The 23,014-nt window shown below is 62.8% G+C and carries 19 protein-coding genes and 1 pseudogene; 11 read left to right on the plus strand and 9 right to left on the minus strand.

The genetic code is table 11. The features are described from left to right. The first annotated feature begins 56 nt into the window (after positions 1–56). From gstA to HJB82_RS08780, 3 genes are all read left to right on the plus strand, one after another. Complete coding sequence (gene gstA, locus HJB82_RS08770) at positions 57–740, plus strand: glutathione transferase GstA (protein WP_221139829.1); 684 nt, start codon at positions 57–59, stop codon at positions 738–740. Next, positions 737–1,096, plus strand: coding sequence for a nuclear transport factor 2 family protein (locus tag HJB82_RS08775; protein ID WP_221139830.1), 360 nt, complete (start codon positions 737–739; stop codon positions 1,094–1,096). Before gstA ends, HJB82_RS08775 begins: the two co-directional genes overlap by 4 nt. 134 nt (positions 1,097–1,230) lie before the next feature. Then, positions 1,231–2,181, plus strand: coding sequence for an NADP-dependent oxidoreductase (locus HJB82_RS08780; RefSeq protein WP_259669661.1), 951 nt, complete (start codon positions 1,231–1,233; stop codon positions 2,179–2,181). Between the two features lie 202 nt (positions 2,182–2,383). Here HJB82_RS08780 and nadE read toward each other — a convergent pair whose 3' ends face one another. From nadE to HJB82_RS08800, 4 genes and pseudogenes are all read right to left on the minus strand, one after another. After that, positions 2,384–3,217, minus strand: a complete 834-nt coding sequence (gene nadE, locus HJB82_RS08785; RefSeq protein ID WP_221139831.1) for an ammonia-dependent NAD(+) synthetase — start codon at positions 3,215–3,217, stop codon at positions 2,384–2,386. Between the two features lie 102 nt (positions 3,218–3,319). After that, positions 3,320–4,525 (minus strand): adenylate/guanylate cyclase domain-containing protein, encoded by a 1,206-nt coding sequence (locus HJB82_RS08790; RefSeq protein ID WP_221139832.1) that lies wholly within the window; start codon positions 4,523–4,525, stop codon positions 3,320–3,322. Between the two features lie 30 nt (positions 4,526–4,555). Next, positions 4,556–6,169 (minus strand): MDR family MFS transporter, encoded by a 1,614-nt coding sequence (locus HJB82_RS08795; protein ID WP_221139833.1) that lies wholly within the window; start codon positions 6,167–6,169, stop codon positions 4,556–4,558. A gap of 78 nt (positions 6,170–6,247) precedes the next feature. Beyond that, positions 6,248–7,488: pseudogene (locus HJB82_RS08800) on the minus strand (HlyD family secretion protein). Positions 7,489–7,626: 138 nt separating this feature from the next. Here HJB82_RS08800 and HJB82_RS08805 point away from each other — a divergent pair. After that, positions 7,627–8,529, plus strand: a complete 903-nt coding sequence (locus HJB82_RS08805) for a LysR family transcriptional regulator (RefSeq protein WP_207583466.1) — start codon at positions 7,627–7,629, stop codon at positions 8,527–8,529. A gap of 325 nt (positions 8,530–8,854) precedes the next feature. On the opposite strand, the gene HJB82_RS08810 is transcribed toward HJB82_RS08805, so the two are convergent. Further along, the gene (locus HJB82_RS08810) at positions 8,855–9,742 is read right to left on the minus strand and encodes a branched-chain amino acid aminotransferase (protein WP_207583465.1); all 888 of its coding nucleotides are present in this window, start codon (positions 9,740–9,742) and stop codon (positions 8,855–8,857) included. A 240-nt stretch (positions 9,743–9,982) separates the two neighbouring features. Between HJB82_RS08810 and HJB82_RS08815 the strand changes: the two genes are divergently transcribed. Continuing rightward, positions 9,983–11,026 (plus strand): zinc-dependent alcohol dehydrogenase family protein, encoded by a 1,044-nt coding sequence (locus tag HJB82_RS08815; protein WP_221115356.1) that lies wholly within the window; start codon positions 9,983–9,985, stop codon positions 11,024–11,026. 241 nt (positions 11,027–11,267) lie between these two features. On the opposite strand, the gene HJB82_RS08820 is transcribed toward HJB82_RS08815, so the two are convergent. Beyond that, the gene (locus HJB82_RS08820; protein WP_221132146.1) at positions 11,268–12,086 is read right to left on the minus strand and encodes a sugar phosphate isomerase/epimerase; all 819 of its coding nucleotides are present in this window, start codon (positions 12,084–12,086) and stop codon (positions 11,268–11,270) included. 341 nt (positions 12,087–12,427) lie between these two features. On the opposite strand from HJB82_RS08820, the gene HJB82_RS08825 reads away from it, so the two are divergent. The 4 genes from HJB82_RS08825 to zwf all read left to right on the plus strand — a co-directional run bounded on the left by HJB82_RS08825 (position 12,428) and on the right by zwf (position 17,458). Continuing rightward, a complete protein-coding gene (locus HJB82_RS08825; protein ID WP_221116993.1) occupies positions 12,428–12,892 on the plus strand; it encodes a cupin domain-containing protein in 465 nt (154 codons plus the stop codon). 579 nt (positions 12,893–13,471) lie between these two features. After that, positions 13,472–14,746 (plus strand): hemolysin family protein, encoded by a 1,275-nt coding sequence (locus HJB82_RS08830; RefSeq protein WP_207583460.1) that lies wholly within the window; start codon positions 13,472–13,474, stop codon positions 14,744–14,746. Positions 14,747–14,817: 71 nt separating this feature from the next. Further along, a complete protein-coding gene (tam, locus tag HJB82_RS08835) occupies positions 14,818–15,588 on the plus strand; it encodes a trans-aconitate 2-methyltransferase (protein WP_207583458.1) in 771 nt (256 codons plus the stop codon). Positions 15,589–15,940: 352 nt separating this feature from the next. Further along, complete coding sequence (zwf, locus tag HJB82_RS08840) at positions 15,941–17,458, plus strand: glucose-6-phosphate dehydrogenase (RefSeq protein WP_221139835.1); 1,518 nt, start codon at positions 15,941–15,943, stop codon at positions 17,456–17,458. 117 nt (positions 17,459–17,575) lie between these two features. Here the strand turns inward: zwf and HJB82_RS08845 are convergent, their stop codons facing one another. From HJB82_RS08845 to HJB82_RS08855, 3 genes are all read right to left on the minus strand, one after another. Continuing rightward, a complete protein-coding gene (locus HJB82_RS08845) occupies positions 17,576–17,902 on the minus strand; it encodes a hypothetical protein (RefSeq protein WP_207583456.1) in 327 nt (108 codons plus the stop codon). A gap of 131 nt (positions 17,903–18,033) precedes the next feature. Continuing rightward, positions 18,034–18,489 (minus strand): NUDIX hydrolase, encoded by a 456-nt coding sequence (locus tag HJB82_RS08850; protein WP_207583455.1) that lies wholly within the window; start codon positions 18,487–18,489, stop codon positions 18,034–18,036. Between the two features lie 106 nt (positions 18,490–18,595). After that, entirely contained in the window at positions 18,596–18,988 is a 393-nt protein-coding gene (locus tag HJB82_RS08855; protein WP_207583454.1) for a hypothetical protein, read from the minus strand. A 222-nt stretch (positions 18,989–19,210) separates the two neighbouring features. Here HJB82_RS08855 and HJB82_RS08860 point away from each other — a divergent pair, with 222 nt between their 5' ends. Further along, entirely contained in the window at positions 19,211–20,776 is a 1,566-nt protein-coding gene (locus HJB82_RS08860) for a helicase HerA-like C-terminal domain-containing protein (protein ID WP_207583453.1), read from the plus strand. 240 nt (positions 20,777–21,016) lie between these two features. Then, positions 21,017–22,612, plus strand: a complete 1,596-nt coding sequence (locus tag HJB82_RS08865) for an ABC-F family ATP-binding cassette domain-containing protein (RefSeq protein WP_221132149.1) — start codon at positions 21,017–21,019, stop codon at positions 22,610–22,612. Positions 22,613–23,014 lie beyond the last annotated feature (402 nt).

Raw genomic sequence — 23,014 nt, forward strand, 5'->3', positions numbered from 1 at the left:
TGAACAGCCGGCATCGACCGGCTGCGCCAAGAGAGGAACTGAGAGAGGAAATCGCCATGAAACTCTATATGAACGCCGCTGCCTGCTCGCTGTCGCCGCATATCGTCTGCCGGGAGCTGGGGCTCGATATCGAACTGGTCGAGGTCGACCGGCAAACCAACAGAACGAGCGACGGGCAGGACTACCTTTCGATCAACGGCAACGGTTATGTCCCGGCGCTGCTGCTCGACGACGGCAAAGTGCTGACCGAGGGGCCGGCGATCGTGCAATTCCTCGCCGACAGCGTGCCGCAGGGATCAGCCATGCTGCCCGAGGTCGGCAATATCAGCCGCAACGAGGTGCAATCCTATCTGAATTTCATCACCGCCGAACTGCACAAGCCGATGGTAATGCTGTTCAACCCGCTTTATGCCAGCGTCCATGCGGAGATCCGCGCGCTAATCTCAAAGCGGCTCACCTGGCTGAACGGACGCATTGCCGGACCCTATCTCACCGGCGATGCCTTCACGGTGGCGGACGCCTATCTCTTCGTCTGCCTGAACTGGTCGCCCTGGATCGATGTCGATCTCAGAAAATGGCCGGCGCTGCTTGGCTTCCTCGGCCGCGTGGCGGAACGCCCGAAGGTGCGCGAGGCGATGCAGGCCGAAGATCTCGAAGCCTTCGATGCCGACGGCGTCTATTTCGCGCCGCATGCCTATGTCGCCTCGTCGGGGCGAACGGGCTCGCCGGTGCGGCCATGAACGCGGCTTCGACCGAGACGATCCTGCGGCGGTTCAACAATGTGTTCCTGTCGCACAATCCCGCAGCACTCGATGAACTTGTCGGCGAAGACAGCATCGTCGAGAACACGCAGCCGGCGCCGAACGGATCCCGCCATGTCGGGCGGGCGGCCTGCATCGAACTCTGGAGCGGGATCGCAACCACCCCCGGCACCTGGTTCGTTTCCGAGGACATGATCGTCACCGGCGAACGCGGTATCCTCCTCTGGCGCTTCTGCTGGGGAGAGGACGAAGGGCAATCGGTGCGCGGCGTCAACCTGATGCGGGTGACGGACGGCAGGATCATCGAGGCGCTCGGCTACGTGAAAGGCAATTGACGGCATTGCCGGCGCCGGCGATTATCCGCCGGCGCCGGATGATCCTTCTCGAACTTCCCGGATTATCGAAAGGCTGCGCCGACTGCATCTTGCCTCCCGTGATAGCCGAAGAGCCGGCTCCCCAACGATAGGAGATGACAATGCGCCAGACGATGACGGCCTATAGAGTGCATGCCTTTGGCCCGCCGCAGGCAATTGTACCAGAAAAAATCGAACGCCCGATGCCTGCTGCAGGCGAGGTCCTGGTAAAGGTGAAGGCAGCCGGTGTCGGACCGTGGGACGGCTGGATCCGCTCCGGCCACAGCGCCCTGCCCCAGCCGCTGCCGCTGACGCTCGGCTCCGACCTCTCGGGCACCGTCGAAGCCGTCGGGCCTGATGTCACCCATGTGGTGCGGGGCGATGCCGTCTACGGCGTTACCAATCAGCGCTTTGTCGGCGCCTACGCAGAGTATGCCATTGCCGCCACCGGCATGATCGCCCGCAAGCCGGCGACGATCAGCGACATCGAGGCGGCATCGATCCCGGTGATCGCGGTGACGGCGCGCCAGGCGCTCTTCGACCATGCGAAGCTTGACGCTGGGCAGACCGTGCTGATCCATGGCGCGGCCGGCAATGTCGGCGCCTATGCGGTGCAATTTGCCCGCAAAGCCGGGCTTACCGTCATTGCGACGGCCAGCGGCGGCGACGTCGAGATGGTCGGCAAACTCGGCGCCGATACGGTGATCGATTTCCGCAGCCAGCGTTTCGAGGATTTGAGCCACGAGGTCGACGCCGTCATCGATCTGGTCGGCGGGCAAACCCAGACGCGCTCCTTTGCGGTGCTGAAGCGCGGCGGCAGGCTGGTTTCCGCAGTATCACAGCCGGACCAGGAGCTTGCCAAGGCGCACGGCGTCGAGGCCCTCTTCTTCCTGGTCGAGGTCACGACGGCACAGCTCGCCGACATCGCGGCGATGGTGGAATCAGGCGCGCTCGTGACCCAAGTCGGCACCGTGCTGCCGCTTTCCGAAGCCATTGCTGCGCATGAGATGCTGGAGGGAACCCGGCCGCACGCCAAGGGCAAGATCGTTCTTAGCGTTACCGCATGAACCAAACAATCAAAGGCCGGGCATCGTCCCGGCCTTTTAGGGAGACAGAGCATGATGTCCTCCGAAAACCGCTCACAGTTTTCGGAGGACATCATGCTCTAACGGCAGCTTGCCGTCTCAATCTCCCGTATGGGGCTTGCCGGCATGTTCGCGGACCGCTTAGGGCAAGGGCAAACCCGGCATCCCGATCTCAGGCCTGCCCTCACAGCGCGTTGACGGCAACCGGCGGAGCGCGCTTGTGGGCGGTTGCGCGATAGGCGGCGAGGATGCGGCGGCGGGCGATCTCGCCGACCGGCTTGCCCTCTAGAAAATCGTCGATGTCGTCATAGCTGACGCCATAGGCCTCCTCGTCGGGGCGCAACGGCCGCTGGTCCTCGAGATCGGCGGTCGGCACTTTGAACACCAGCTTATCCGGCGCGCCGAGCCGCTTTGCCAGCAGGCGCACCCGGCGCTTGTTGAGGCCGGCGAGCGGCAGGATATCGGCTGCGCCATCACCGAACTTGGTGAAAAAGCCCATGACCGCCTCGGCGGCATGATCGGTGCCGATGACGAGACTGCCGAGCGCGCCGGCAAGGGCGAACTGGGCGATCATGCGCTGACGGGCCTTGATGTTGCCGAGAATGAAATCCTGGCGACCGGCATCGGCAAGAGCAAGGCCGCCGCTGCGGGCCGCGGCAAGCATCGCATCGGCCGGCTCTTTGATGTTGACCACCATCGAACGATCGGCGCCGATCGTGGCAAGCGCCCTCTCCGCATCGGCCTCGTCCGCCTGGACACCATAGGGAAGGCGCACGGCAATGAACTCGGCCTTATGGCCGCTGTCACGCAGCTCGCGCACGGCCTTCTGGGCGATCAGCGCCGCCGTCAGCGAATCGACGCCGCCGCTGATGCCGAGGACATAGCCGCGCATGCCCGAGGCCACGAGATAATCCTTGAGGAAATCGGTTCGCCGTTCGATCTCGTGATCGGGATCGATCTCGGCGGCGACGCCCAGCTCACGGATGATCTCGCCTTGTTCGTCGGACAGTACGGTCATGGGATTCTTCCTCGGTGTTGTGGGGTTGGCGCAGTATGGGAGGAAGATAGCGGAAGGGTGAGAGGTGTGGCACCCCCTCTGCCCTGGGGTCCTACCACACACCTACCGCACGATCGTGAACAACTCCACCGGCTCCGCAAACCCCTTCAGCCCATGCGCGCCGACCGACACCACATCCCCTGCCCCGGCCTCTTTGCGGAACGGCTCCGACATCAACAGGGCCTCTCCCAACTCGCTGCAGGCGGTCTGGATGCGGCTGACCAGGTTGACGTCGCGGCCGATCAGGGTGAAGTCGAGGCGGCGGCCGGAGCCGATATTGCCGTAGCTGACCTCACCGTAATGCAGGGCGATGCCGGCCTTTACGGCGATGCCCTCATACTGGAAATGGTCGATCTCATCGAGGATGGCACGGGCCGCGGCGAGAGCGGCGCCGCAGGAATGGGCCGCGTCGTAACCCGGGAAAAAGGCGAGCACGGCATCGCCCATGAATTTCAGCAGTTCGCCACCCTCGCGGGTGATGGCCGGCACGATCCTGTCGAAATAGGCGTTGAGCAGGCCGAGCACGGTGCTGCCGGGCAGCTTATTCGACAGTTCGGTAAAGCCGCGCAAATCGCAGAGCAGCAGGGCCGCCTCCATCGATTCGATCTCGTCGCGGCGGATGCGGCCGGCAAGAATGCGGCTGGCCGTCAGCGGGCCGATATAGGTATCGAGCAGGCTGAGCTCGACCTGGCGAAGGATGCGCAGCTCGCTGGTGTTGCGCAGCGCCGGCAGGATGCGCTCGATCAGCTGCCGCTCCGAGGCGGTGAAGCCGCCCGGCCGCCGCGTGCCGAAGACGGCGGCACTGACCGGACCGTCGACATTGCAGAGCGGCGCGATGACAAGCTGCATCAGGCCGCGATCGGCGAAAACATCGATATGCTGCCAGCGGCCATGCACGCTGTCTCTGGTATCGACGACCAGCGGTTCGCGGGTTTCCATGACCTTGCGCAGCGGTGTATTGGCGATGGCGACCCGCGCGCCATGTTCCCGGTCGTGGATCTCGACCGGCTCGCCCGGCGCCCAGGCGATGGTGCGGCCGATGAACTCGGGATGCAGCGTCATCAGATGCAGGGTCAACCGGTCGACCGGCAGGCCGAGCGCCTGAAGCCTGCGGCCGAGGCCGGAGACGAGGCCCGCTTCGTCGAGCGCATGGCATTCATCGCCGGAAAGCCACTCGATGATCGAGAGCAGCGCCCCGGCGCTGACGGCATGGCCGGCGGCCTTTGGCTGAAACCGATCGAGATCGGGAGCATGGATCGCTGATATCATGGCGTTGTCCTCCTTAAGGGCGCGCGGGGGTTAGTGAGCACCGCCACCTGAGAGCTGACCGGGTTTCCTGAGCAGCAGGCTTGCAACCAGGGCGACGACGAGGGCGACGCCGAGCAGGAAGAAGGTGTCGCTGAAGGCCATGATATTGGCCTGCTTGCGTATTCTGAGCGCGATGGCGACGACGGCCTTGTGGCCGGCGAGCGCCTGGTCGCTGACGCCGTGGCTCATGAAGTAGCCGGTGAGCCTGGCGATACGATCGCGGGTGGCTTCCTCGAAGACCGAGACCGAGTTGGTCAGAATGTTCGAGTGGAACTGTTCGCGCTTCGACAGGAAGGTCTGCAGCGAGGCGATGCCGACGGCGCCGCCGAGATTGCGCATCATGTTGAAGAGCGCCGACGCCGAACCGGCATTCTCCTGCTCGATGCCTGATGTGGCGATCGCCGAAAGCGGGGTGAAGACCAGCGCCTGGCCGATGGCGCGGACGATATTCGGCCAGAACAGCTGGTCGCTCGCATAGTCGCCGGTCATATGCACGTTCATGAAGTTCGAGGCGGCAAAGAGGGCAAAGCCGACGATGATCAGCAGCCGAACGTCGAACCGTTTCATCAGCTGCGGCACCAGCGGGATCAGCAGCAGCTGCGGGATGCCTGTCCAGGCGAGCACCATGCCGATCTGCTCGGAATTATAGCCCTGGATGCGGGTCAGATAGATCGGCAGCACGAAGACCGAACCATAGAGCGCGATGCCGAGCAGGAAGTTGGCGACGATGCCGAAGCCGAAGTTACGGCGCAGCAACAGGCGAAGGTTGAGGAGCGGATGGGCCGCCCTTAGCTCGATGACGATGAACAGGGTCAGCGACACGGCGGCGATAACAGACAGGCGGAGGATGAAATCAGAGCCAAACCAGTCTTCCTTGTTGCCCTCTTCCAGCACGGTCTGCAGGGCTGCGAGGCCAATCGCCATGGTGGCGATGCCCGGCCAGTCGCCCTTAGAAAGCAGCTTCAGGTTCATCGGCGCCCGATCGAGCGAGGCCCACAGCATGCCGACCATCAGCGCGCCCGGCACCAGGTTGACGTAGAAGATATATTCCCAGCCCCAGTTCTCGGTGAGGTAACCGCCGATCGTCGGGCCGATCGCCGGCGCGAAGGTGGCCGACAGGGCAAAGAGGGCAAGGCCGATCGGCTGCTTGGCCTTAGGCAGCAGCGTGATGATGATGGTGAAGGCCATCGGGATCAGCACGCCGCCGGAAAAGCCCTGAATGGCGCGCAGGATGATCATCTGCTGCAGGTTGGCCGCAAAGGCGCAGGCGATGGAGAAGATCAGGAAGAGGATGGCGTTGACAAGCAGATAGTTGCGCAGGGAAAAGACCCGCGCCAGCCAGGCGCTCAAGGGGATGACGACGATCTCGGCAATCAGATAGGAGGTCGAGATCCAGCCGCCGTCATCGCTGCCGGCGCCGATGGCGCCCTGAATATCGGCAAGCGAGGCATTGACGATCTGGATGTTGAGCACCGCCATGAAGGCGCCGAGCGTCGAGCCGACAACGGCCGTCCACATGCGAAGCGGGCTCATGGCTGCGGGCACGGGCGCTGCAGCGGCGGGCTTGCGCGAATTGCTGTTGGCGGCGATCTGAAGAGTGGCCATGACGTATCTCCTTCCGGCTCTTGCGGAAAACTGTCTCATGACGAGGTTCGGGTGATAATTCGGGAATTTGGAGAAGGATCATCCAGCGTGGCTGGATAATCCCCCCTCGGCTGCCTTGGACGCCTGAACAGCCCGCTCTGGGCAGCCTTGGTATCGATTTCGGGCTCGGCCGACATGCCGGAGCGCAACAGGCCGCTCAGCGCCTGGTCGTCGATGACGATCTTGACCGGGATGCGCTGGACGATCTTGGTGAAGTTGCCGGTGGCATTGTCCGGTGGCAGCAGCGAGAATTCCAGGCCGCTTGCCGGCGAAACGCTGTCGACATGACCTTTGATCGATATATCGGGAAAGCTGTCGACCTTGATCTCGACCGACTGGCCGGGACGGACATAGGTCAGCTGCGTTTCCTTGAAATTGGCGACGACATAGACGGCATGCAGCGGCACCACGGCCATCAGCTGCGTGCCCGAGGTGACATACTGGCCGACACGGATCGACCGGGCGCCGACCGTGCCGTCGACGGCGGCGACGATATCAGTATAGGACAGGTTGAGTTCGGCCTGCTGGGCGGCCGCAGCTGCCCGGTCGCGCTCGGCAACCGTCTGCTCGCGCTGGCTCTGGAGCACCGGCACCTTGTTCTCCGCTGCAACGAGAGCCGCCCGGTCGCGCTCGACGGCGGCAGCTGCCTGGTCGCGGGCCGACTGGGTCTGTTCGGCGCGCGACTGGGTGCCGGCGCCATTGCTGATGAGGCGGGCCGAGCGGGCGGCGTCGGAGACGGCAAAATCCAGCGAGGCCTGCGAAGCATCGATCGTCGCCCTCGCCTGCCCGATGACCGACTGCTGCAGGGCGATCTGGGCATCGATATTGGTGATGGCGGCTTCGGCCGCCTTCAGATTGGCTCTCGCCTGGGAAAGCGCGGCCTGGAAATCACGATCGTCGATGCTGGCAAGAACCTGGCCTGCCTTGACCGCGTCGTTGTCGTTGACCAGAACCTGCCTGATATAGCCGGCGACCTTCGGGGCGACGGTGGTGTAATCGGCCTTCACATAGGCATCGTCGGTGGATTCGATGAAGCGACCGACCGTCCAGTAGCGGTAGCCGAAATCGCCTGATAAGGCGACGCCGGCAAGCAGCGCGGCGGCAACGACGGCGCGCTTGAATATTGCGCGGCCGGCCTTTTTGGGAGCGTCGGAAACCGGCGCTTCGGCGACCGGCATGGGAGCCGCCTCGGCGACGGGCGCCCGCGCGGTTTCGTCAGCCAAGATCAACTCGGCCTGTCCGGCAGTTTCGAAAACATCCTTGCGGGGTAACTCGACCATCGTCCTTCTCCTTCGTCTGTCGCCCCGTTTTTGCGGGGCCCTGTTCGATGCGAAGGAAAATGCACCCTGCCAATCATTCTGATAATCTGCTTATATCGGGAAGGATCATCAACTCTCAGCGGATAATCCGGAGACAATATGGATCGACTGACAAGCCTCGCCGTCTTTGGCCGCGTGGTGGAATGCGGCGGGTTTTCCGCTGCCGCGCGCCGGCTCAACATGTCCGTGACCATGGTCGGCAATCACGTGCAATCGCTGGAGGACCGGCTCGGCGTCAGGCTGCTCAACCGCACGACACGCAAGGTCAGCCTGACGGAAACCGGCAAATATTACTATGAGCGCTCGTCGCAGATCCTCGCCGAACTCGACGAGGCGGATCGGACGGCTGGGGCGCTGAACACGACGCCGCGCGGCACGCTGAAGGTCTATACCAGCAGCGCCATCGTGCGGTTCCTGCTGCCTGTCGTCAGCGAATATATGGAGCTTTACCCGTCGATCGCGCTCGATTTCAGCGTCGGCGAGCGGATGGTCGACATGATCGAAGACGGCTACGACCTGGTGATGCGCACCGTGCCGCCGCCGGATTCGTCGCTGGTCGCCCGCAAGCTGACGCCTTGGCGCCATATGCTGGTCTGCTCGCCGGCCTATTTCGAGAGCCACCCGATGCCGAAAAGCCCGGCCGAGGTCGCCGATCACAATTGCCTGCAATATGCCTATTACCCCTATGGCGACGAATGGCGCTTCGAGGATGGCGAGGGTAAGCAGGAGAGTGTCAAGATCGGCGGCAACGTCGTCTCCAACAGCGCCGAAATGCTGCGTTTCCTGACGCTGAATGGGCAGGGCATCTTCCTGGCGCCGAGCTTTGTGGTGTTCGACGACATCGCCGAAGGGCGGCTGGTGAAGATCATGCCCGACTACCGGCCGGTGGAATTCAACATCAACGCCGTCTACCCCAACCGCAGCCACCTGCCGACCAAGGTCCGGCTGTTCATCGATCTGTTGGCGGAGAGATTTGCGGAGCATCGGAAGTGGATGACGTGAGGGCCTGAAGCAGGCCTGCTCTCACATTTTTTTAGAATGGGCTCGGGGGTCGATGGCACCCCCTCCGCCCTGCCGGGCATCTCCCCACAAGGGGAGAGATCGGATGGGGCGATGGTTTCCCCAGACAACGGGCCTTACAGACGTCGTCATTTTAGAGCGAGGCATGACCTCCTGCCGATCTCCCCACCTGTGGGGGAGATGCCCGGCAGGGCAGAGGGGGGGTGGACGCAGGCTGGGATTTGCCGGCGGGATCGCGCCAGCCCTTCGCTTGCGCTTCGGGCGTTCGTCGCTGCAATCGATTGACTGGATCGATTGCAGCGGCTTCTCACTCTTCACTCTCGCTTCGTCCGTGGGCCCAGTCCATGTAGAGGTCCAGCGCCTTGCGGGTGACCGGGCCTTCCTGAAAATCGCGGCTGTCGAGGCGGGTGACGCCGACGACTTTGGAATAGTTGCCGGTGGTGAAGATTTCGTCGGCTGCGAGGAAGTCCTCGACCGACAGCGTTGCTTCGACGACGTCGAAACCGGCCTTGCGCAAAAGGCCCATGACTCGGGCGCGAGTGATGCCGGCCAGGAAGGTGCGGTTGGCGGCCGGCGTCATCACCACGCCGTCACGCAACAGGAAGACATTCGAGGAGGCGGTCTCGACGACGTTGCCGTTGAGATCGCGCACCAGCGCATTGTCGAAGCCGCGGCTGCGGGCCTCGGCGATCATCCGGCCGCTGTTCGGATAGAGCGAGCCGGTCTTCGCCTCGGTCATCGCCGTTTCCGGCGACGGGCGGCGATAGGGCGAGACGGTGAGGCTGGTGCCGCCATGGCCGCCCATCGGCGCCTCGAACAGGCAGAGTGCGAAGCGGGTCGATTCCGCATCGACGGAAACGACGCTGCCCGGCGAACCATGTTCGCCCCAATACATCGGCTTGATGTAGATCGGCGTCGCGCCCTCGAATTTGGCAACACCCTCCCAGGCGAGTGCGGCGATTTCCTCAGCCGATTTCACCGGTTTCAGGCCCATGGCCAGCGCCGAGCGGTTGATGCGCTGGCAGTGCAGGTCGAGATCCGGCGCAATGCCGTCGAACCAGCGGGCGCCGTCGAAGACCGTCGAGCCCAGCCACATGGCATGCGAGGTCGGCCCGATCAGCGGCGGATTGCCGGGGAGCCATTCCCCGTCGACGTGAGTCCAGGTGGTTGAACGCGGTGATGTATCGACGGCCATGCTGCCCTCCCTAAAAAGCTGGTTGAGCAAAAACCCCGTCGGCAAGCCGGGTCAAGGATAAATCCAGACCGGAAACATGGAAGCAAGAAAATGCCGGAGGATGACGCCTGGCCGCAATTTTCGTGCGCGACAACGGTCACTTGAGCGATGGGTGCATCAGCAAAAGTGATGGGAATGGATGTTGGAATGGCAGCTTGGCGGATGCATCATGGGCGCAATCACTGAACAAGGAAGACACCGATGAAAGCCATGTTCTACGAAGCCTTTGAACAGGCGCCCGAGATTCGCATCCTGCCCGATCCGACGCCTTCCGAGGACGGCGTCGTCATATCGGTCGGCGCCAGCGGGCTCTGCCGCAGCGATTGGCACGGCTGGATGGGACACGACCCCGATATCCGCCTGCCGCATGTGCCGGGGCACGAGCTTGCCGGAAAGATCGTCGCCACCGGCCGCGGCGTGATGCGTTTCAAGGTGGGCGACCGGGTGACCGTGCCGTTCGTTTCCGGCTGCGGCCATTGCAGCGAATGCCATTCCGGCAACCAGCAGGTCTGCCCCAACCAGTTCCAGCCGGGCTTCACCCATTGGGGATCGTTCGCCGAATATGTGGCGATCGATTATGCCGACACCAATCTGGTGCATCTGCCCGATACGATCGACGATGCGACGGCGGCAAGCCTCGGCTGCCGCTTCGCCACCTCGTTTCGAGCCGTCGCCGACCAGGCGAGGACCGGACCCGGCGAATGGATCGCCGTGCATGGCTGCGGCGGCGTCGGCCTGTCGGCGATCATGATCGCCACCGCACTCGGGGCGAATGCGATCGGCATCGATATCTCCGAGGAGAAACTTGCCTTCGCCAGAGAATGCGGGGCAGTGGCAACGGTCGATGCCTCAGGCGTCGCCGACGTGGCGGAGGCGGTGCGCGAGATCACCAAGGGTGGCGCGCATGTCTCGATCGACGCGCTCGGCCATCCCGCCACCTGTTTCAACTCGATCAAGAATCTTCGCCGGCGCGGCCGGCATGTGCAGGTGGGGCTGATGCTCGGCGAACATGCCACGCCGCAGATTCCGATGGCGCAGGTGATCGGCCACGAATTGGAGATCTACGGCAGCCACGGCATGCAGGCCTGGCGCTACGACGCCATGCTGTCGATGCTCGCCGCCGGCAAGATCGCGCCGCAGAAGCTGATCGGACGTCGGGTCAGCCTGGAGGAGGCCGTGCCGGCGCTGATGGCGCTCGACAAGGCAGAGGCGACGGGGATCAGTGTGATCACCCGGTTTTCATGAGGGAATTCCACCCTCTCGCCTGTGGCAAGCACAGGAGGGAGTAAGGTGCCGCCACGATTGCCTTCTGCCCAACGGGGAGAAGATGCCGGCAGGCAGATGAGGGGGTGAGCGGCGAAGCCGCGAATGCACGGAGCGGATGCGAAGGGCAATCATGAATGGCGTGCCGTGCGGCCCCCTCATCCGACCCTTCGGGCCACCTTCTCCCCGCTGGGGAGAAGAGGGAATGGGCGGACAACGAACCCTATTCGGCCAAGCCGATCGAGGCGAGATAGGCCGCGGAAGCCGGGATCTTCGACTTGTCCTTGATCTCGATGATCAGGCGCGGATTGCTTTCGAGCTTGGCGAGGGCTGCGAAGACGGCGTGCCAGTGGATCGAGCCTTCACCGAGGCTCCAGTGGCGGTCGGCATAGCCGTCGGCATCCTGCAGATGGACATGCTGCAGGCGGTTGCCGGCGGCCTTGACGTAATAATCCACAGGCGGCGCGCCGGTATAACCATGGGCATAATGGGCGTGGCCGGTATCGATCGAGACGGCGACGGCGGGCGAATTGAAGCTTTCGGCCAGCGCCACGCGGATGCTGGGATCCTTGTCCTCGATGTTTTCGATGACCATGGTGCAGCCGATATCCTCGGCGCGTCTGACGGCGTCACGCAGCGTCAGATGCACGCGCTCGACCAGATCCCCTCGGGCACCGTCATTGTTGTCGAGATTGTTGTAAGACCACGAGGTGTAAGGGCTGTGGACGACCATCTGCGTCGCGCCGATGGCGGCGCAGACGTCGAGGCCCTGCAGCAGCCGCCGGGTGACGACAGCGCGGATATCCGGATCTTCCGAGGCGATGGTAAAACCCCAGAACGGGCCGTGAATGCCGAGGCGGCCGGTATGGCCGTCGAGAAGCCTGCGGGCGCGCGCAGCGAGCGGCGCCCAGTCGCCGTTCAGAACCTCGGCATCGACGAAACTCTGCAATTCGAGATCGCGGGACTTTTCGAAGAGCCAGCTTCGGTGAAGCTCGAGCTCAACGAGCGTCATGGCGGCGCCGACGACGGGAAGAGAAGACATGGATGCGCTCCATCGATGACGCCGTGACGGCGTGAAGGGACGGCCGGAACAGCCGCCGCGTTCTATGCGCCCCTTCTGTGTCGGCGGTATTACAGGCGCGGAGCCTTTCGAAACGCCGCAGCCCTGTCATTTCCGCACGGCTGGCCAGCGCTGGCGGACCTTGCGAAATAGATCCGTCGCACCGATATCAGCCTCTCAGCTTCGTGAGGCATGTCCCATGCCCGAGCTATGTGGCGACGGTGCCTTCGGTAACAAGGCTGTTGTCAAAGGCGGTGCAAAGGTCTAACGGCTGCGCCCGCAAGAAAAAGCCCCGGGAGAAAAGCCCGAAAAAAGAAAGGGACATGATGTCCAACTCATTTGTGACAATGCCTGCCGGCGAAGGCGCGAAGCGCTTTTTCGTCCTCGGCGACCGGATCGAGCGACAGGTCCGTATCCGCGGAACCTGGCTCAACATCTTCGACGTCACCGTGCCGCCCGGCAGCCGCACCCCGAAACACGCGCATGCGAGCCCGGAAGTGTTTCGCATCCTCGCGGGACGTTTGACGATCTGGCGGCTCACCGACAACGGCCCCGAAGAGATCGAGGCCGGCGCGGGCGATATCGTCACCATTCCGCCCTTCATGGTGCACGGCTATTCCAACCGCGGGACAGCCCCGGCTGTCTTTTCCGCGATCGTCGATCGCGACATGGCCGAATTCATCGAAGCGGAAGGCACGACCGAGCCGCTGAAAGCCCCCTCGCCTGAGACCATCGCCCGCATGACCGCGGCGGCCAATGCTTACGGGATCACCATTCTGGCGGCTTGATGGCGCGAGCGCGTGATGCCGGGCCGCTTCGAGCGGCTTTCGGCATCATGCGGAAACACGAACAATACTTTTAAAACCTTCAATCAGAACGCGGTACTGCCGCCGTTTTCAAAACTGTCACATCAGTAGGCTATGAGGATTTTTGCCCGGTGCCTCTTGCGCCGGCACCGTTTCACCGCCAAAATTGCGACATGCCTGACAGCGACCCATCCAGTACAAGTTCCGCCCGTTCCAGCCGAGATCTTCCGGCCGAGGAAGCTGGCGACCACTGTAGGCGGCTTCGTGTCCGCCCCGCCCAGGGTACATCCCGCAGAGAGCGGCCTGCTTCCAGATCATTGCGAACGACGCGCCGCCGCATAGCCGGCTCTTGCCGAATCACGGATGTTTTTCGACCGCATTTCCGACCCTTCCACCCGGGTCGGGCTTGCCGCCTCACGGAATTCTGAGGACCGATGGAAGCGACACTGATGTAATACGACGACGGAATGACGATGGGCGACGCGTATGTAGCGCCTCGTCGAACACCTCGCTGCGTCGCCTTGTCGATGCGGCATTGAAACCTCAACGAATAGGGTCCCTGTGTTTCTGGAAATTGGAATTGTGGCGTTTCTCACCATCGTCAATGGTGTGCTCGCCATGTCGGAGTTGGCTGTTGTGTCTTCTCGAACAGCCCGCCTCAAGGTTCTCTCTGACCATGGGAGCAAGGGTGCAGCGCAAGCAATCAAACTTGCCGAAAACCCCGGTCGTTTTCTCTCTACGGTTCAGATTGGCATCACACTGGTCGGTGTTCTCTCGGGCGCCTTCTCAGGGGCCACGCTCGGCAGCCGCTTGACCGGATGGCTGGAGACACAGGGAATGTCATCGACGGTCGCCGACGCGATTGGCGTCGGTTCAGTCGTCGTGGCAATCACCTATCTTTCTTTGATTGTCGGCGAACTTGTTCCAAAGCAGATCGCGTTGCGAGAACCCGAAGCCGTTGCAGCGAAGGTCGCACCGGCTATGGCGGTGCTTTCAAAAATCGCGCTGCCGCTCGTGTGGCTTCTGAACGCCTCCGGAAATCTTGTGCTCAAGCTCTTGGGCCAAGCCGGAAAAGGTGGCGATAACGTCTCTGACGAAGAGATCAAAACTGTTCTGGCCGAGGCGCAGTCGGCCGGCGTTATCGAAAGCGAAGAGTCCGCGATGATATCCGGCGTTATGCGCCTGGCGGACCGCACCGCCCGAGCGCTTATGACGCCGCGACGAGACGTCGAAATTATCGATATCGACGACAGCCTTGATGAAATTCGAACTCAGTTGCACCGGACGAAACGGTCTCGGCTGCCGGTTCGGAAAGGCAGTTCGGACGAGGTGATCGGCATCCTTCCGGTCAAGGACTTTTACGACTCGATGTCGGAACACGGCACTGCCGATATCAAGGCTCTGACGCAAGACGTCCCGGTGGTTTCAGACCTTTCAACGGCGATCAATGTGATTGAAGCCATCAGGAAATCGCCAGTCCACATGGTGCTGGTTTTTGACGAGTACGGCCATTTCGAGGGGATTGTCTCGTCGGGTGACATTTTGGAAGCGATCATGGGGGCGCTCCAGGAGGGACCTATCGACGAGCAGGCCATCGCTCGTCGAGACGACGGTTCGTACCTGGTGTCCGGCTGGACGCCGATCGACGAATTCGCCGAGTTCTTGAATCTCAAGCTCGATGACGATCTCGAATATCAGACCGTGGCTGGCCTGGTGTTGGAAGAGTTGAAACATCTGCCGGAGCTGGGTGAGAGCTTCACGAGAGGCGGATGGCGCTTCGAAGTCGTCGATCTCGACGGAAGGCGCGTGGACAAAATACTTGTGTCTGCGGAGTGAAGGTCGGCGGGCGCTTGCATCGCCTATAAGATCGTCAAGCTCGACGGCCACAACATCAGGAGGTACCGCCCATGGCATGGTCCGCCCATCAATATGTGAAATTCGAGGATGAGCGCACACGACCGGCGCGCGATCTTCTGGCGCAGGTGCCTTTGCAAAGCCTTCGCCGCGCTGTCGACCTCGGTTGCGGGCCGGGCAATTCGACAGAACTGATCATCGAGCGCTATGGGGCCGACGGCGTCTCCGGTCTCGATAGCGACATGAACATGCTGGAGGCGGCCCGCAAGCGGCTTCCAGGCACGGCCTTCGTCGAAGCCGATCTCGGCAGCTGGCAGCCGACGGAGCCGGCCGACCTGCTGTTTGCCAATGCGGTCTTCCAATGGCTGCCCGATCATCTCGATATTTTCGACCGGCTGATGGACGGGCTTTCCGCAGGCGGCGTGCTGGCGGTGCAGATGCCCGACAATCTTGGCGAACCCTCGCATCTGATGATGGAGGAGACGGCGCATGCGGGGGCCTGGAAGGCCGCCTTCGAGGAAAAGAGCGTGCGCCGCCAGGCGTTGGCCCCGCCTTCGGCCTATTATTCCAGGCTGATCGCCAAAGCCGCGCGCGTCGATATCTGGCACACCATCTACAATCATCCGATGGCGGATGGCGCGGCGATCGTCGAATGGGTGAAGGGCACCGGGCTGATGCCCTATCTCACCCATGCCGGCGAAAAGCATCGCCAGGCCTTCCTGACGGATTATCTCGCGCGGGTGGAAAAGGCCTATCCGAAGATGTCGGATGGGCGGGTGCTGCTGCGGTTTCCGCGGATTTTCATGGTGGCGGTGAAGGGATAACCGGAGGCTAATCACTGCTCTCCGGTTCTGACCGCAGCCCAGACCCCTCCCCACAAGGGGGAAGGGCTGAAATGCCGCACCGCTTCACATAACCTCCATCGCAGCAATCCGCAGAACGGTAACAGCCAGCAAGACTTCTCGTTTTGGTCACCGCCAGGGACCACAGCTTAGTCCCTCCCTCTTGTGGGGTCTTCATGGGTCTTCATGCAGCCGAATGAGGAGCCTCGGCACCCAGGCCGCCTCAGATAATGTCAAATGCCTGTTATCCCCGCCCGCATATGTTGCGGCGAAACCGATGCGCATTATAGTCGGCCCGAAATAGTCGGCCCGAAAATCTCAGGAGATGACACACATGAACGCTGCCCCTACCCCGCCGGTCACCCTCGTCATCTTCGGCGCCACGGGAGACCTGACGCGCCGCCTGCTGGTGCCGGCGATCATCAACCTGACGCGTGAGCGCCTCGTCGGCGACGATCTTCATATTCTCGGCGTCGGCATCGAACCGGGCGACGACGCGTTTCTGCGCGGGCGGCTCGACGAATTTCTCAATCATCTCAGTGGCGAACAGCCGACGGTGAAAGACGAGGCCTGGCAAAGCCTGCGCCGGCGCATTTCCTATCTGGCGGGCGATTTCACCAAGGTCGAAATTTTCACCGAGATCGGCAAGCGGCTGGGGCCGGATGCCAATGCCGCCTTCTATCTGGCGGTGCCGCCATCCTTTTTCGGCTCGATCGTCGAAAAGCTCGGCGCCCATGGCCTGACCGATGAAAAGGACGGCACCTTCCGTCGCGTCGCCATCGAAAAGCCATTCGGTACCGATCTCGCCTCCGCCAAGGCGCTCAATGCGCAAATCCTCGCCCAGATCGCGGAAAGCCAAGTCTACCGGCTCGACCATTTCCTCGGCAAGGAGACGGTGCAGAACCTGATGACGGCGCGTTTTGCCAATATGATGATCGAGTCTTTGTGGAACAGCCGCTACATCGACCATGTGCAGATCACTGCCGCCGAGATCGTCGATGTCGGCAGCCGCGGCAAATTCTACGATGCGACCGGCGCGCTGCGCGACATGGTGCCGAACCATCTGTTCCAGCTCCTGGCGATGATCGCCATGGAACCGCCGAACAGCTTCGATGCCGAAGCGATCCGCAACGAGAAGAGCAAGGTGTTGAAGGCGCTGCGCATCTATACGCCCGAGGAGGCAAAAACACATGGCGTTCGCGGCGCCTATGCCGCCGGCCCGCTCAACGGTGCTGCGCTTCCGGCCTATCGCGATAGCAAGGACGTTTCGCCCGACAGCCGGACCGAGACCTATGTGGCGCTGAAGCTCTATGCCGATACCTGGCGCTGGGCGGGTGTGCCCTTCTACCTCAGGACCGGCAAGGCGCTGACGGCGCGCGACACCGAGATCGTCATCACCTTCCAGCCGGTGCCCTTCGCGCAGTTTCGCGAGACCGACGTCCAGAGCCGCCTGCCGCGGAACCGGCTGGTGATCCAGGTGCAGCCGGACGAGGGCATGAGCATGGAAATCTCGATCAAGTCGCCGGGGCTTTCGGTCGATACGACGCCGGTCTCTCTCGACTTCCGCTATGCCGACAAGTTCGATATCGGCAAGACCACCGGCTATGAATCGCTGCTCTACGATCTCTTCATCGGCGACCAGACGCTGTTTCAGCGCGCCGACGGCATCGAGGCCGGCTGGGCGGCGGTGCAGCCCTTCCTCGACATCTGGGAGACGGATGAGAGTGTGCCCGAGGCCTACGCGCCGGGCAGCATGGGACCGGCCTGCGCCGACCAGCTTATCCAGCGTGACGGGCGGCGGTGGCATGAACTCGGTGTCATCCTGAACCATGACAAGAAGGACGGTAAATAGCGCCCTTCCCCAACGCTAAAGCGCGTCGCAGTTAACGTGATTCATGCGACGCGCTTTAGCTCTTTGTTTTACGCAATTCCGAACGCAAAACCGCTTCACACTTTTGCTGGAATTTCTCTATTGCTTTCCGTTGTCACGGCAGGCGGCGCTGGTGGAGGCGCCACTGTTGCCGCCCTCGGTCGCAAGCGCTCCACGGGTCTTGCGCGGCGGGCAGCGCGCCCAGTCGACGCGACCGCTCGACGTTCCATTGTCGTTAATGCTGCCGGTTTCCATCGAGTCGAGCGGGATGATCAGTCCGCTTTGTGTTTCGACGCCCGGCGCGGTGCCGAGCGGCGGCGTGCCGTCGATCCGGCCGCTGGCGTCCATGCCCATGTTCGACTGGGCAAGACCCGGGGCGGAGAGGCTGAGGAGAGCGATCGTCGTTGCTGCAATAAACCTGCGCATGATGCTATTCCTTCTGATTTCAGCGATGCTGATAGAACAGCGAATACGACCTCGTTGTTCCTTCGTTACCGTCACTGACGATCAAAGTTTGGCGCGCTGTATGGGAGCCTTGCACCGGCGGTGTTTCCAGCTCAATCGCGCCAGCGTGACAGCAGTCTGTCGAGGCCTGTCGGATAGAGATCGATGCCGGCGTCACGCAGTGTATCGCGGCCGAACCAGCGCGCCGTCGCCGCCGTCTCGTCAAGTTCGGAATAGCGGATTTCGTCGCGCTCATAGAGCGATGCATCCGCCAGTTCGATTTCGGCGGCGAAGATGAATTCGTGACCGGTCTCGCCATGATGCTCGTAGATGTTTTCAAGCAGGAGCCAGGGACCGACGATGCGGATCGCCGTCTCAAGTTCCTCGCTAAATTCGCGGTGCAGCGCTTCTTCGCGGCTTTCGCCGAATTCGATCGCGCCGCCGAGCGGGCGAACACCCTTGATGCGGCCGCTATCTTCCTCGACCTCCGCGGCGAGCAACCGGTCTTCCCGCCAGGCGAGGCCGATCACCTTCACCCTGATCTGCTGCGACGGGCGCCAGACGGTCATCCGGCTCTCCTTCCATTCGAGAGGCAACGTTGCTGTTCACCCCGGTTTTTCCGGCACGAGAGCAATGAGCCCCGCAACGAAGCGAGGCTCCTGCCGATCTCTCGTCTCAGACGAACTGGCTGAGGCCCGGGACGGAGGCAACGACTTCGTCGACCACCTCTTCGCCGGCATATTGCTTGGCGATGGCGATGGTTTCCTTGGCGAGCGAGGTGATCTCGCCCATGCCGAGGCCTTCGCCCATCAGCTGCTGGCCGAGACCCATGATGCCGCCGCCGCCGAGCGAGCTCATCAGCCCGCCGAGCAGACCGCCACCGCCAGCACTTGCGCCATTGTACTGGGCGACGAGATCGGCGCCGCCGGGGATTGCTTCGATCATCCGGGCGACAGGGCCATCAGCGGCCTCGCGTTGCAGGAAACCGAGCATCATGCCGAGCGCCTTTTCGGCCAGATCAGGCGCAATGCCCACACGATCGGCGATCTGGGTCACAATTTCATTCATCGTCAGCCTCCTGTTATTTTGACGTTAACGTCAACGTTATTCGAGATTCGAGCGCAACTCAAGCCGGGCGCGCACGGCGGCACATTGTCCAGTTTTGCTTTCGATGCAAACAGTTGTCCGCATCCGCCAGCCTGCTTATAACAGGGAAACGATGGTTCGATGAAGGCGGCAGGAGCCAGCCTTCTCAACAAAGACCGGCATAGCCGAAGGGAGCATTTGCGGATGATCGAGGATGGCAAGATTTTCATCGGCGCGAGCCGCAATCCCGACGACAGCATCAACAAGCCGGAATATCTCGACTTGAAGTTCGGCAACCGCCACGGCCTCGTCACCGGCGCCACTGGTACCGGCAAGACGGTGACGCTGCAGGTGCTGGCCGAGGGCTTCTCGCGGGCCGGCGTGCCGGTCTTCGCCGCCGATATCAAGGGCGACCTTTCCGGCATTGCCGCCAAGGGCGAGCCCAAGGATTTCCTCACCAAGCGGGCCGAGCAGATCGGCTTCACCGACTATGAATTCGATCAGTTTCCGGTGATTTTCTGGGATCTGTTCGGTGAGAAGGGCCACCGGGTGCGCACCACGATCGCCGAGATGGGGCCACTGCTGCTCGCCCGGCTGATGGATGCTTCCGAACCGCAGGAAGGCGTCATCAACATCGCCTTCAAGATCGCCGACCAGGGCGGGTTGCCGCTGCTCGACCTCAAGGATTTCACCTCGCTGCTGAATTATATGGGCGAGAATGCCACCGAGCTTTCCAATCAGTACGGGCTGATCTCCAAGGCCTCGGTCGGCTCGATCCAGCGGGCGCTGCTCGTTCTCGAACAGCAGGGCGCCGAGCATTTTTTCGGCGAACCGGCGCTGAAGATCTCCGACATCATGCGCACCAGCAATAACGGCTACGGCCAGATCTCCGTGCTGGCCGCCGACAAGCTGATGATGAACCCGCGACTCTACGCCACCTTCCTGCTCTGGCTGCTATCGGAATTGTTCGAGGAACTGCCCGAAGTCGGCGACCCGGACAAGCCGAAGCTGGTCTTCTTTTTCGACGAGGCGCATCTGCTCTTCAACGACGCGCCGAAGGTGCTGACCGAACGGGTCGAGCAGGTGGTGCGGCTGATCCGCTCCAAGGGCGTCGGCGTTTATTTCGTGACGCAGAACCCGCTCGACGTGCCGGAAACGGTGCTCGCCCAGCTCGGCAACCGCGCCCAGCATGCGTTGCGCGCCTATTCGCCGCGCGAGCAGAAGGCGGTGAGAACGGCGGCCGATACCTTCCGCCCCAACCCGGCCTTCGATTGCGCCACCGTCATCACCAATCTCGGCACCGGCGAGGCGCTGGTCTCGACGCTGGAGGCCAAGGGCGCCCCCTCGATCGTCGAGCGCACGCTGATCCGCCCGCCATCCGGCCGCGTCGGGCCGGTAACGGATGCCGAGCGCCAGCAGATCATGGACCGGAGCCCGGTCCTTGGCGTCTATGACGAGGACATCGATCGCGAATCCGCCTTCGAGCTACTGGCCGCGCGCGCCAGGAAAGCGGCCGATGCCGATGCCGCCAAGCGGGCGCAAGACGACGCCGCCCATGAGCAGCCGGGCACCACCACCTCCGGCTGGACCTTGCCGGGCTTCGGCGGCAGCAATGACGACGACAAGGACCGCGGCCAATCGCGCGGCCGAGCCTCCGGTTACCAACGCGAAACGGTGGTGGAAGCGGCAATGAAGAGCGTGGCCCGCACGGTGGCGACGCAAGTCGGCCGGGCGCTGGTGCGCGGGATATTGGGGAGCCTGAAGCGGTAGGGTTTTCACGGGCAACATGGCCCTCATCCACCTGCCGGCACCGACCGGGGTCGAGCCACGGGTCTCGACCCGTCCTTCGGACGCCCGCCAGCAGGGAGGCAAGATCGTTCCCCGCCTTGATTCGGAAGCGTTTATTCCCTAGATTACCTGCCATCGACCATTTCAACAGGATGTGTGCCGCAATGGATTTCAACCCGATCGCAACGCCAGTTCGCCTTGCCAACGGAGAAATCCATATCCATGCCTGCATCAATCACCCTCTCCCAAGTCTCATGGTCCGCGCCTGACGGGCGGCCGCTTTTTTCCGATCTCGATCTAAGTTTCGGGGCGGAGCGCATCGGTCTCGTCGGGCGCAACGGCGTCGGCAAGACGACGCTGCTAAAGCTCGTCTCCGGTGAGATCAAGCCGCATTCGGGAACCGTATCGGTCGGCGGCAGCCTCGGCATCCTGCGCCAAAGCGTGCAGGTGGCGGCCGATGAATCCATAGCCGATCTCTTCGGCGTGACGGATGCGCTTGGCGTTCTCCAGCGCGCCGAAGCCGGTGAGGCAACGGCCGACGAGCTTGTATCGGCGGACTGGATGCTCCCAGCGCGCATTGCCGCAGCACTCAATCGCACCGGGCTCGACGCGCCACCGCAGACGTTGCTTGCCGCGCTTTCCGGCGGGCAGCGCACGCGGGCCGGGCTTGCCGCGCTTGTTTTCACCGAACCGGATTTTCTGCTGCTCGACGAGCCGACAAACAATCTCGATCGCGATGGCCGCGAGGCGGTGATCGCGCTGATTTCGAGCTTGCGGGCCGGCGCGATCATCGTCAGCCATGACCGGGAACTGCTTGAAAGCGTCGATGCGATCGTCGAACTGACATCGCTTAGTGCCACGCGCTACGGCGGCAATTGGAGCCATTATCGCCAGCGCAAAGCGCTGGAGCTTGCGGCGGCGGAGCACGATCTCGCCGATGCCGAGAAACGCATGGCCGAGGTCGCGAGGAAGGCGCAGGCGACGGTGGAACGTCAGGCGCATCGGGACAGCACGGGGCGGAAAATGGCCGCCAAGGGCGGCATCCCGCGCATTATGCTCGGCGGCATGAAGGAGCGCAGCGAAACGACGGGTGGCGACAATGTCCGCCTTGCCGAGCGCCGGCGCGCCCAAGCGCTGGACGAGGGAAAGGCTGCGCGCGAGAAAATCGAGATCCTGCAGCCCCTGTCGGTGACCCTGCCGCCGACCGGACTGGCGGCCGGCAAGATGGTGCTGAGGGTGGATCGTGTGACATCCGGCTATCGGCCGGGCGACCCCGTCATCCGCGATCTCTCCTTCGATGTGACGGGGCCTGAACGGATCGCCGTCACCGGCCGCAACGGCTCGGGCAAGACGACGCTGCTTTCGCTTATCACCGGCGAACTCAAGCCCTGGGCCGGCACGGTCACCGTGCTGACCGACTTTGCGATGCTCGATCAGAAGGTCAGCCTTCTCGATCCCTCAGCCTCGATCCGCGATAATTTCCGCCGGATCAATCCGCATTCCGATGAAAACACCTGCCGGGCCGCCCTTGCCCGCTTCATGTTCCGGGCCGATGCGGCGCTGCAGGCCGTTTCGACGCTCAGCGGGGGGCAATTGCTGCGCGCCGGCCTTGCCTGCGTTCTCGGTTCAGCACCGCCGCCGCTGCTGATCCTCGACGAGCCGACCAACCATCTCGACACCGACTCGATATCAGCGGTCGAAGCCGGACTGCGCGCCTATGACGGCGCCCTGCTGGTCGTCAGCCATGACGAAACGTTTCTCGAGAGCATCGGGATAGAACGGCGGCTGGAGCTGGCGGGCGGTGATCTGGTGGGGTAGTCGCAGAGAGACAGCCACTTGCGCCCACCTAACAGAGGCGCGGCACCCTCCAACCTCCCTCATCCTGAGGCGCGCAGGCCGAAGGCCGAAGCCTCGAAGGACGCGCTCGCCGCTGCTCCTTGTGTCCACAACCGCCAGTGCACCCGCCTCGTCCTTCGAGGCTCGCGTTGGCGTCGATCACCGACGCCGCCAGCGCCACCGGAAATCCCGGCTGCTGCGGTTCTCTTGCCTCTTTCTGCGGGCGATGTTATTTCAATCCTGCAACCGTTCGAGAAAGGAGGATCACGTAATGCAATATTATTTTCGGTTTAATCGCCAGCGTGGTCCCGTCAACGCCCTGCAAATGCGTTTGCAGGGCTGACCAGAGACCGTTTCTCGACATCTCCTCGTGGTCTGCCCTTC

Source organism: Rhizobium sp. NZLR10 (assembly GCF_019685125.1).
In the GTDB taxonomy this organism is placed as follows: domain Bacteria; phylum Pseudomonadota; class Alphaproteobacteria; order Rhizobiales; family Rhizobiaceae; genus Rhizobium.

Bases quoted from the DNA above. Each gene is read 5' to 3' on its own strand.
- gstA (WP_221139829.1), top strand. From the start codon at position 57: ATGAAACTCTATATGAACGCCGCTGCCTGCTCGCTGTCGCCGCATATC.
- HJB82_RS08865 (WP_221132149.1), top strand. From the start codon at position 21,017: ATGCCTGCATCAATCACCCTCTCCCAAGTCTCATGGTCCGCGCCTGAC.
- HJB82_RS08775 (WP_221139830.1), top strand. From the start codon at position 737: ATGAACGCGGCTTCGACCGAGACGATCCTGCGGCGGTTCAACAATGTG.
- HJB82_RS08860 (WP_207583453.1), top strand. From the start codon at position 19,211: ATGATCGAGGATGGCAAGATTTTCATCGGCGCGAGCCGCAATCCCGAC.
- HJB82_RS08795 (WP_221139833.1), bottom strand. From the start codon at position 6,169: ATGGCCACTCTTCAGATCGCCGCCAACAGCAATTCGCGCAAGCCCGCC.
- HJB82_RS08780 (WP_259669661.1), top strand. From the start codon at position 1,231: ATGACAATGCGCCAGACGATGACGGCCTATAGAGTGCATGCCTTTGGC.
- tam (WP_207583458.1), top strand. From the start codon at position 14,818: ATGGCATGGTCCGCCCATCAATATGTGAAATTCGAGGATGAGCGCACA.
- HJB82_RS08825 (WP_221116993.1), top strand. From the start codon at position 12,428: ATGATGTCCAACTCATTTGTGACAATGCCTGCCGGCGAAGGCGCGAAG.
- HJB82_RS08855 (WP_207583454.1), bottom strand. From the start codon at position 18,988: ATGAATGAAATTGTGACCCAGATCGCCGATCGTGTGGGCATTGCGCCT.
- HJB82_RS08850 (WP_207583455.1), bottom strand. From the start codon at position 18,489: ATGACCGTCTGGCGCCCGTCGCAGCAGATCAGGGTGAAGGTGATCGGC.
- nadE (WP_221139831.1), bottom strand. From the start codon at position 3,217: ATGACCGTACTGTCCGACGAACAAGGCGAGATCATCCGTGAGCTGGGC.
- HJB82_RS08845 (WP_207583456.1), bottom strand. From the start codon at position 17,902: ATGCGCAGGTTTATTGCAGCAACGACGATCGCTCTCCTCAGCCTCTCC.
- HJB82_RS08805 (WP_207583466.1), top strand. From the start codon at position 7,627: ATGGATCGACTGACAAGCCTCGCCGTCTTTGGCCGCGTGGTGGAATGC.
- zwf (WP_221139835.1), top strand. From the start codon at position 15,941: ATGAACGCTGCCCCTACCCCGCCGGTCACCCTCGTCATCTTCGGCGCC.
- HJB82_RS08810 (WP_207583465.1), bottom strand. From the start codon at position 9,742: ATGGCCGTCGATACATCACCGCGTTCAACCACCTGGACTCACGTCGAC.
- HJB82_RS08820 (WP_221132146.1), bottom strand. From the start codon at position 12,086: ATGTCTTCTCTTCCCGTCGTCGGCGCCGCCATGACGCTCGTTGAGCTC.
- HJB82_RS08815 (WP_221115356.1), top strand. From the start codon at position 9,983: ATGAAAGCCATGTTCTACGAAGCCTTTGAACAGGCGCCCGAGATTCGC.
- HJB82_RS08790 (WP_221139832.1), bottom strand. From the start codon at position 4,525: ATGATATCAGCGATCCATGCTCCCGATCTCGATCGGTTTCAGCCAAAG.